Genomic DNA, 9,883 nt, shown 5'->3' with positions numbered 1-9,883 from the left:
AAGATTGCGGGCGTGCAGAGCTGCCCGGAAGCGCTCCATTTCAGCCAGCGCCCCCGCCGCCATTTGCCCGGCGACGCCCTTGCGCCACTTCCATTGTGTGGAATAGGTCCGGATCAGCTTCTCGACCAATCTCTCTTGATCTTGCAACTCTGCCTGTTCAGGCAGCCAACGCTGGAACTCCTTGAAGGCCAATTCCACTAAACTCATGAAGCTCTCGTCTGGTTCGCTAAACTTGCGGCGGAACTTTTGCGTGATCTCCCCACTGAGAAAATCGTTTTTTAAGGGTTCATAATCGGGTGGATTTTTCAAGAGCTCCAGGACAGCGGATTCGTCCTGGAGTTTGCTTTCCGCCGCCTCAACATCCTGGCTTCGCTTTAGACGTTTGTTGCCCAAATCCACCAGCGCTTTTTCCTGATCGGCTTTCCACTTCGTCAAAGCTTTTCTCTGATCCTCGATCTTACTGAAGCCAGACAAAAAAGCATACAGGTTGTTCAGTTCTTCATCAGCCATGGGCAGCGAGACGTCCTTCAATTTTTTAGCCTCCTGCTCGGTTTTCTCGCGATGCACCCAATCCGGCTGCATATTCCTCAAGGTTCGCTGCGATTTCGAAAGGCGTTCTTGAAGGCTTCTGCGGTAATCCTCCCATTGGCTTACCTGGCGGCTCAAGAAGATTTTCTCTTTGCGGATATTGCCATAGGAGGGGAAATATTTGTTGAAGCTGCGGTGGAGCTGGTTGATTTTCTCCATCACTTCTGTATCCAAGTCAGAGAAACGAGCTTGGTAATTCTGGCTGACGTCGGCTTTCAAGAAGTAGTTCTGCTGGTCCTGGTAGGTTTGGAACTGCGTTTTCCACTGGCGGGCGCGCTCTTCTTTGAGCCGTACGACTTCATCTTGCAGTTCATCCAGGGTCTTATCTTTATAATCCTGCCACAACTCGATCTCCCGGTAATAGGTCAGGAAATCGCGCAGCTTCATCTCCCGCGACGGCTACCAGGCCGCCTCCAGGGCCCTGAACGAGATGACCCCGGAGGAGATTATCGCCACCATGAAGAGCTCCGGCCTCAGGGGCCGGGGCGGGGCGGGCTTCCTCACCGGGCTGAAGTGGGAGCTCTGCGCCCGGGTGCCCGGGGAGGTCAAGTACATCCTCTGTAACGGCGACGAGGGCGACCCCGGCGCCTTCATGGACCGCTCCATCATGGAGGCCGACCCCCACGTGGTCCTGGAGGGGATGATCATCGCCGGCAAGGCCATCGCCGCCACCAAGGGATACATCTACGTCAGGGCGGAGTACCCCCTGGCGGTCAAGAGGCTCCAGAAGGCCATCGAGCAGGCCCGGGCCTACGGCCTCCTCGGGGAGAACATCCTGGGCTCGGACTACTCCCTGGACATAGAGATATACCTCGGGGCGGGGGCCTTCGTCTGCGGCGAGGAGACCGCGCTCATGCGCTCCCTAGAGGGCAAGCGCGGCATGCCCATCCCGCGGCCTCCCTTCCCCGCGCAGAAGGGCCTGTGGGCCCGGCCCTCGGTTCTGAACAACGTGGAGACCCTGGCCAACATCCCCCAGATAATCCTCAACGGCGCCGACTGGTACCGCTCCCTGGGCACGGAGAAGTCCACCGGCACCAAGGTGTTCGCCCTGACCGGGTCGGTCAACAACATCGGCCTCATCGAGGTGCCCATGGGCATCCCCATCAGGCAGATCATCTTCGACATCGGCGGCGGCATCAAGAAGGGCCGGAAGTTCAAGGCCGTGCAGCTCGGCGGCCCCTCCGGCGGGTGCATCCCCGAGGAGCTTCTGGACACCCCGGTCACCTACGAGGACATCGTCAAGACCGGGGCCATCGTGGGCTCCGGGGGCATGGTGGTCATGGACGACCTGAGCTGCATGGTCTCGGTGGCCAAGTTCTTCCTGGACTTCACCACCGACGAGTCCTGCGGCAAGTGCACCCCCTGCCGGATAGGCACCAAGGTGATGCACGACAAGCTCCTGGACATCACCGAGGGCAGGGGGAAGCCCGAGGACATCGAGCTTCTGAACTCCTTCGGCCGGGAGATCATCATGACCTCCCTCTGCGGCCTGGGGCAGACCGCCCCCAACCCGGTCCTCTCCACCATCAGGTACTTCCGCGAGGAGTACGAGCAGCACATCAACGACAAGTACTGCCGGGCGGGCGTGTGCACCGACCTGGTGACCTTCTTCATCGACCCCGAGACCTGCAAGGGCTGCGGCGTGTGCGCCAGGGTCTGCCCGCAGGGGGCCATCACCGGGGAGAAGAAGAAGCCCCACGTCATCAACCAAGAGCTGTGCATCAAGTGCCGCTCCTGCTACGAGGCCTGCAAGTTCGCCGCGCTCAAGACGGGTCCGGCCGGGCTCAGGGAAGAACTCATCAAGAAACAGGCTGTGGAGGCGTAAGACATTATGGAAACGATAGAGCTGACCATTAACGGCAAGAAGGTCTCCGTCCCCCCGAAGACCACCATCCTTCAGGCCGCCCAGCAAAACGGGATATACATCCCGCACCTCTGCTACGACCGCCGCCTCACCGCCTACGGGGGCTGCAGGGTCTGCCTGGTGGAGGTGGAGGGCTCCCCCAAGCTTCTGGCGTCCTGCTCCACCCCGGTGACCAAGGACATGGCGGTCCACACCGAGAGCGAGAAGATAGCCCAGGCCAGAAAGACGGTGCTGGAGCTCCTTCTCATCCACCACCCCCTGGACTGCCCCGTCTGCGACAAAGCGGGGGAGTGCGAGCTTCAGGACATGGCCTTCAAGTACGGGCCCTCCGAGAGCCGGTTCAAGGGGGAGAGGAAGCATGGGCCGGAGCTGCTGGCCGCCCCCCTGGTGGAGAGAAACCCCAATCGGTGCATCCTCTGCGGCAAGTGCGTCCGCATCTGCGGGGAGCACCAGGGGGTGGGGGCGATCAACCTCATCGGCCGGGGCTTCAAGACCATCGTGAGCCCGGCCTTCGAGGAGACCCTGGACTGCGAGTTCTGCGGGCAGTGCATCGACGTCTGCCCGGTGGGCGCCCTGGGGAGCAAGCCCTACCGCTACCGCTCCCGCGTGTGGTTCATGGAGGACGTGGACACCGTCTGCTCCCACTGCGGAAGCGGGTGCACGCTCACGCTGGGCATCAGGGAGGGCAGGATCATCCGCTCCCGGGGCCTGGACGGCAAGGGCATCAGCAGGGGCGACCTCTGCGGGAAGGGCCGCTTCGGGTTCGACTACCTGTACTCGGAGAAGCGCCTCACGCACCCCCTGGTCCGCCGCCAAAGCGGGGAGCTCGAGGAGGCCTCCTGGGACGAGGCCCTCCGGTTCGTGGCCGACAGGCTCGCCGCGATAAAGGCGGAGCATGGCCCGGAGGCCATAGGGGCCATCGGCTCCCCGCGCTGCACCGTGGAGGACAACTACATGCTCCAGAGGTTCGTGCGGGAGGCGGTGGGCTCGCCCAACCTGGACAGCGCGGCCCGGTTCGGCTACGCCAAGGCCCAGGAGGGCATCAAGCGGGCCTTCGGCCTGAACGCCCTGCCCATCGGGTTTGACTCCCCCCTCTCGGCCCAGGCCATCCTGGTGGTGGACTCCGACGTGACCTCCACCCACCCGGTCTTCGGCCTGAACGTCCTCCGGGCGGCCCGGGACTTCGGGGCCCGGCTCATCGTGCTTGACCCGAAGGCGACCAAGCTCGCCCGCCACGGCTCCGAGTGGCTCCGGATGAGGCCGGGGACCGCAGTGGCCCTGTTAAACGGGATGATGAAGGTCATCCTGGCCGAGGGGCTCCATCAGCCGGAGGCCGAGAAGCTGGAGGGCTTCGCCGCCCTCAGGTCCTCCCTGGAGAGTTACTCCGCCGAGGAGGCCGCCAAGGCGGCCGGGGTCTCGGCAGAGAGGCTCGCTCAGGCGGCCCGGGACTTCGCGGCGGCCGGAAAGCGGCTTCTGGTGATGACCCTCAACGACAGCGAGAACACCAAGGGGACCGACGTCGTCCTGGCGGCGGCAAACCTCCTTCTGCTCCTGGGGGAGGGGCCGGAGGCGCTTCAGCTGCCGGCGGAGTTCTGTAACACCCTGGGGATGTTCGAGGCCGGGGTCAGGCCGGACGCCGGGCCGGGACACCGGCCGGTGGAGAAGAAGGGCATGGACCTCATAGAGATGCTCTACGGGGAGTCCTCTTCCCTCAAGGCCCTCTACGTGATGGGGGAGAACCCGGTCATCTCCTTCCCGCGGGCCGCCGAGGTGGAAAAGAGGCTCCGGGAGCTGGACCTCCTGGTGGTGCAGGACATCATCCGCACCGACACGGCCAAGATGGCCCACGTGGTCCTGCCGGCGGCGGGCTGGTCCGAGGAGGGGGGGACCTTCGTGGGCTCGGCAGGCATCCCCCAGCGGGCCGCGCAGTGCACGCAGAGGCCCGGGGAGGTGGTGGCGGACTGGCGCATTCTGAGGAACCTGGCCCGGTACATGCAAAGCCCCCTGGGCGAGATGGGAAGCCGCGTGGAGCTCCAGGAGGAGATATCGGCGGCCCTGCCTTTTGCCTTCTCCACCGCCGGGTGGAAAGGGACCTTCCACCCCGTAAGCCCCGACGGCGGGGAGCCGGTGGACGAGGAGTTCCCCTTCGCCATGGTCACCGGCATCCTCATGCAGCACTCCGGGAGCCTGACCACCATCTCCAAGAGCCTGGGCACCGTGGTCTCGGACGCCTACGTGCAGATAAACGACCGGGACGCCAGGAGGCTCTCCGTGGCCGACGAGGGCTACGTGCGGGTGGCCTCCCGGAGGGGAGAGGTCTATCTCAAGGCCAGGGTCACCGACGAGGTGCCCGAGGGCATGCTCTTTGTGCCGGCGCACTTCCCCCACGCCCGGGTCAACGCCCTGACCTATCCGCCGGCAAACGGAACCGCCAACATGGTGGCGGCGAGGGTGGAGCCGGCCTAGCACCCCGGGGCGCCGCGTCCGGGCGCCCTTCGGGGGCAGGAGGTGGTGATGCAGAAGAAGCGGGTCCTTGTGGTGGAGGACGACACCATCGTTGCCCGGGACATCGGCCTCTCCCTGAAGACTCTGGGCTACGAGGTGGCCGCCGTGGCCTACGCCGCGGAGGAGGCGGTCCGGGAGGCCGCCCGCCTGAAGCCCGACGTGGTGCTCATGGACATCACCCTCCGGGGCGGGGGCGACGGCATCGAGGCCGCCCGGCGCATCACCGCCGAGCAGGACATCCCCGTGGTCTACCTCACCTCCCTCACCGACCCCCAGACCCTCCGCCGGGCCAGGGAGACCGCTCCGCTGGGCTACCTCATGAAGCCCTGCACGGACCGGGAGATAGAGGCGGCCCTGGAGATGGCCCTGTACAAGCACAGCATGGAGAGCGCGCTCCGGGAGCGGGAGGAGTGGCTCACCGTCACCCTGGGCAGCATCGCCGACGCCGTGGTGGTGGCCGACCGCCAGGGCAGGGTCTCCTACATGAACCGCGCCGCCGAGGCCCTGACGGGGATGCCCCTCAAGGAGGCCCGCATGAAGGACGTGGCGGAGGTCTTCCCCTCGGCGGGGGGGACAAACCCCGCCTCCGGCCCGCTCAGGGAGGCCCTCCAGAAGGGAGGCACCCGCAGGGGAGAGGGAGACGTCCGGATGGCCAGAAACGGCGTGACCGCCCACATCGAGAGCACCGCGGCCCTCCTCCGGGGCGGCCCGGGCAGCCTGGCCGGGGCCGTCCTAGTCCTGAGGGACGTCACCCGGAGCCGGGAGGCCCAGCGGCAGGTGGAGAGCTCCCGGAGGTTCCTGGCGGCCGTCTTCGACAGCATCCGCGACCCCCTGTGCATCCTGGACAGGCGCATGGTGGTGGTGCGGGCCAACGAGGCCTACGCGCGCTTCCTGAGGAAGCCCCTCCCTGAGGTCATGGGGCGGGCCTGCATGGCCGGGGAGTCCCCCGTCTGCGAGGAGCGCCTGGTGGCCGACACCTTCCGCCTGGGGAAGTCCGGCACGAGCGAGCGGCCCGCCGTCCTTCCGGGGGGACGGAAGGGCTGGCTGGAGAGCACGGCCTTCCCCATGCTGGACGACAAGGGCGTGGCCACGCACGTGGTGCTGCACACCCGGGAGATCACCGAGAGGAAGCAGGCGGAGGAGGAGAGGAAACGGCTCATCCGGGAGCTGGAGGTCCTCTCCAAGGTGGACCCCATCACCGGCCTGTTCAACCGGAGGGCCCTCATGGACTTCCTCCGGCACGAAATGGCCAAGGCCAAGCGTTACGAGACGGAGCTCTCCGTCATCCTCTGCGACGTCGACCTGTTCAAGGAGATAAACGATACCTTCGGGCACGCCGCCGGCGACCGGGCGCTGAGCCAGGTCTCCGAGACCCTGAGGACCAAGGTCCGGCGGGCCGACGTGGTGGGCCGCTACGGGGGGGACGAGTTCATCCTCCTCATGCCCCAGACCTCGCTGTCCGGCGCCCGGGACTTCGCCGAGCGCGTCCGAGAGGAGATAGCCTCCATGGAGTTCTCCCCGGCGGAGGGGAAGGTGCTCCGGCTGAGCCTGAGCCTGGGGGTGGCCGCCCTGGACAGGGAGAGGGACACCGCCGACAGCCTGGTAAGCCGGGCGGACACCGCGCTTTACCGCTCCAAGCGGGCCGGGAGAAACCGGGTGTCGCTGGAGGACTGGTAAGGCGGGCTTCCCCGTCTGATACAATGGGGCCATGGGAGGAAGGGCCCTCTGGATAACCGGCATCCCCGGCAGCGGAAAGAGCGCCCTTGCCCGGGCCCTGGCAGAGGAGCTGCCCGGCCTGGTCGTCCTCCGCATGGACGACCTCAGGAAGGTGGCCACCCCGGAGCCCACTTACTCCGAGGAGGAGAGGGACGTCCTCTACCGCGCCCTGGTCTTTACGGCCTCCACCTTGGCCGGGCTGGGCCACGACGTCCTCATCGACGCCACCGGAAACCTCAGGCGCTGGCGCGAGCTGGCCCGCGCGCTCATCCCCCGCTTCGCCGAGGTCTACCTCCGCTGCCCCCTCAAGGTGGCCCGGGCGCGGGAAGCCTCCCGGGCCGGTGAGGGGGGCGCCCCTCCGGACATCTACAAGAAAGGGGAGGAGGGCTGGCCGGTGCCGGGGTTTACCGCCCCCTACGAAGAGCCTCTCCACCCCGAGCTTACCCTTCAAAGCGAAAGCCTGAGCCTCCGGGAGGAGGCGGCCCGGGTCAGGAGGCTCCTCGGGGGTGAGGTTTGACGCCTTCCCCCGGGAGGCGGTAAAGTTAGCACATGCCCCGTGTCACGGTCCTCAGCGACGCCCTCAAGAACAAGATAGCCGCCGGGGAGGTGGTGGAAAGGCCGGCCTCGGTGCTCAGGGAGCTCCTGGAAAACGCCCTGGACGCCCGCGCCCGCCTCCTGGAGGTCGACGTGCAGGGGGCGGGGAAGCGCCTCATCCGGGTCTCCGACGACGGGGAGGGCATGGAGAGGGAGGACGCCCTTCTGGCCTTGAAGAGGCACGCCACAAGCAAGATAGAAAGCGAGGAGGACCTCCTCTCCATAGCCACCATGGGCTTCCGGGGGGAGGCCCTGCCCTCCATCGCCTCCGTAAGCCGCCTCACCCTGGCCACCGCCCCCCGGGGGGCCTCCCCCGGCGTGCGCATCGAGGCGGAGGGCGGCGAAGTCCGGGAGGTCCGGGAGGCCCCTGCCCACGGGACCTCCGTGGAGGTGCGGGACCTGTTTTTCAACACCCCCGCCCGCAAGAAGTTCCTCAAGCGCGACGCCACGGAGCTCATGCACGTCATCGAGACGGCCACCGCCCTGGCCCTCTCCCACCCGGAGGTGGGCCTCACCCTCCGCGCGGAGGGGAAGGAGACGCTTCTGCTGGCCCGGGCCGCGGACCTCAGGGAGAGGCTCTCCCAGGTTTACGGGACGGAGTTCGTCTCCGAGCTTCTCATGGTGCAGAGGGAGAGGGCGGGACTCTCCCTCACGGGGTTTGTCTCCCCTCCGGGGAAGTTCCGGGAGGGCAGGTCGCACCAGCACCTCTTCATCAACCGCCGCCCCGTCAGAAACCCCTCGGTGGCCCACGCCCTCTACGCCGCCTACGAGGGGCTCCTGCCCCGGCAGATGCACCCCATCTTCTTTCTCCACCTGGCCCTGGACCCCCGCGTGGTGGACGTCAACGTGCACCCGGCCAAGCGGGAGGTCCGCTTCTCCGACCAGGACGGCATCTACAGGTTCGTCCGGCGCGCCGTGGCCGACGCCCTCCGGGGCGGGGGAGAGGAGGGCGTCGCAGAGGCGGAGGAAGGGACGGCCTTCTTCCCCGGAGGCCTTGGCGTCGCGGCAGAGCCCCGGGCGGCCTTTGCCCCGGCCCCCGGCGGGACGGGGAGCCTTCCCCTGCCGCTTGAGGGACAGGAGAGCCCCCCTTTTCTCTACCTGGGGGAGACCTTCCTGGCCTTTCCCGACGGGGGCGGAGGGCTTTTCCTCCTGGATTACCATGCCGCCCACGAGAGGGTCCTCTTCGAGCGTCTCCTGAGGGGGATGAGGCTTGAGCGCAGGGAGCTTCTCTTTCCCGAACAGGTGACCCTCACCGCCTCGGAGCACCTGGCCGTCCTCGCGGGCCGGGAGATGATCGGGGACATGGGCATCGAGGTGGAGGACTTCGGGGGGAGCACGGTCCTCGTGCGCACCCTGCCCGAGGGGCTAGAGGAGGCCGATGTGCGGGGGGTGCTCTCGGACCTGCTCGGGGAGCTCCGGCGGGGGGAGCGGCCCGGGCGGAGCCTCAGGGAGGCCCTGGCGGCCCGCCTGGCCTGCCACGCCGCCTGGCGGGGGAAACGCTCGCGGGTCACGGCCGAGGAAGTCTCGGCCCTCCTCGGGGACCTGGGGAGGGCGGAAAACCCCGAGCACTGTCCCCACGGCCGACCCACCAGGGTGCGCCTCGCCGCCGAGGACCTCCAGAGGCTCTTCGGGAGGAAATGACCTCTGCTATAATGGGGGGCGATGAGGCGGCTTCTCTTCCTTTTTCTTTGTGCGGGGGCCCTCCTGCTCCTTCTGCCCTCCCGGTCCCCGGGGCGGCCGGAGTACTCCGAGAGGACCGGCCAGGGCTGCCTCACCTGCCACGAAACCGCCCTGGGCGGCCGGCTCACCAGGGAAGGCCTTCAGTATGCGGCCAGCGGATATACCTGGCCCCCCGAGGGAGGCTACAGGGTGCTGGGGCCCATCAGAAGGCCCCTCAGGCTTGCCGTGGGATACGTCCACATAGTGAGCTCCTTCGTCTGGTTCGGCGCCATCCTTTACGTGCACATCCTCCTCAGGCCGGCCTACGCCAGCAAGGGCCTCCCCCGGGGGGAGATGCTCACCGGCCTGGTCTCCATGCTGCTGGTGGGCCTGACGGGAATTCTCCTCACCATAAGCAAGATACGGGGCTGGGACGTCCTGGCCGGGACGCACTGGGGGCAGACCCTGCTTGCAAAGATGGTCCTTTACGTCATCATGGTCTCCACGGCCCTCCTGGTGGTGGCCGTGGTGGGCCCGCGTTTGCGGCGCCTGGCCTCCCGTGCCCCGGGTGTACCCGAAAACGGCGTTTTCGGGCCGGATGAGCTCCTGCCCTTCGACGGAAAGGAGGGCAGGAAGGCCTACATCGCCCACCAGGGGAAGGTCATGGACGTCACCGGGCGGAAGCTCTGGCGGGGAGGGCTTCACATGAAGCTCGGTGGCAAGCTCCTCGCTGGAGATGGTCTCCAGGCCCTGCTCCTGGCAGCGTTCCAGCATCCTGAGATAGCGGCTGAGCCTTTTTACTGTCACATGCGGTACTTTCTTTGAGTTCTCTGTCATGATGCCGAATGCCCTCCTGCTTTCTCAGGATTTTTTCTTCAGGAGAATTTCCTGCAATATTTCATTGACTCGCTTCGGATTCGCCTGGCCTTCGCTCTTTTTCATGGCCTCGCCGACCAG

At 66.6% G+C, this 9,883-nt stretch carries 6 protein-coding genes and 1 pseudogene; 6 read left to right on the top strand and 1 reads right to left on the bottom strand.

The annotated features are described in order from the left end of the window. On the bottom strand, positions 1 to 975 hold a 975-nt coding region (locus P8Y39_10585), incomplete at its 3' end, for a hypothetical protein (GenBank protein MEJ2192772.1). Here P8Y39_10585 and P8Y39_10580 point away from each other — a divergent pair. The 6 genes and pseudogenes from P8Y39_10580 to P8Y39_10555 all read left to right on the top strand — a co-directional run bounded on the left by P8Y39_10580 (position 971) and on the right by P8Y39_10555 (position 9,751). Then, a pseudogene (locus P8Y39_10580) lies at positions 971 to 2,413 on the top strand (NADH-ubiquinone oxidoreductase-F iron-sulfur binding region domain-containing protein). The gene P8Y39_10585 and the pseudogene P8Y39_10580 overlap by 5 nt on opposite strands. A gap of 6 nt (positions 2,414 to 2,419) precedes the next feature. After that, positions 2,420 to 4,918 carry an NADH-quinone oxidoreductase subunit NuoG gene (gene nuoG / locus P8Y39_10575; protein MEJ2192771.1) on the top strand — a complete coding sequence of 833 codons (2,499 nt, stop codon included), beginning with the start codon at positions 2,420 to 2,422 and terminating at the stop codon, positions 4,916 to 4,918. Positions 4,919 to 4,966: 48 nt separating this feature from the next. Further along, positions 4,967 to 6,634, top strand: a complete 1,668-nt coding sequence (locus P8Y39_10570; protein ID MEJ2192770.1) for a diguanylate cyclase — start codon at positions 4,967 to 4,969, stop codon at positions 6,632 to 6,634. Positions 6,635 to 6,665: 31 nt separating this feature from the next. After that, positions 6,666 to 7,190: an adenylyl-sulfate kinase gene (locus P8Y39_10565; GenBank protein ID MEJ2192769.1), complete on the top strand. Its 525-nt coding sequence runs from the start codon at positions 6,666 to 6,668 to the stop codon at positions 7,188 to 7,190. A gap of 32 nt (positions 7,191 to 7,222) precedes the next feature. Continuing rightward, on the top strand, positions 7,223 to 8,908 hold the full coding sequence (gene mutL / locus P8Y39_10560; GenBank protein ID MEJ2192768.1) for a DNA mismatch repair endonuclease MutL: 1,686 nt from the start codon (positions 7,223 to 7,225) through the stop codon (positions 8,906 to 8,908). 21 nt (positions 8,909 to 8,929) lie between these two features. Continuing rightward, a complete protein-coding gene (locus P8Y39_10555) occupies positions 8,930 to 9,751 on the top strand; it encodes a cytochrome B5 (GenBank protein ID MEJ2192767.1) in 822 nt (273 codons plus the stop codon). Positions 9,752 to 9,883 lie beyond the last annotated feature (132 nt).

The organism is Nitrospirota bacterium (assembly GCA_037386965.1).
In the GTDB taxonomy this organism is placed as follows: Bacteria; Nitrospirota; Thermodesulfovibrionia; order Thermodesulfovibrionales; family JdFR-86; genus JARRLN01.
Note: the sequence above shows the minus strand (reverse complement) of the source record. Positions and strands in the feature narration are given on the sequence as shown.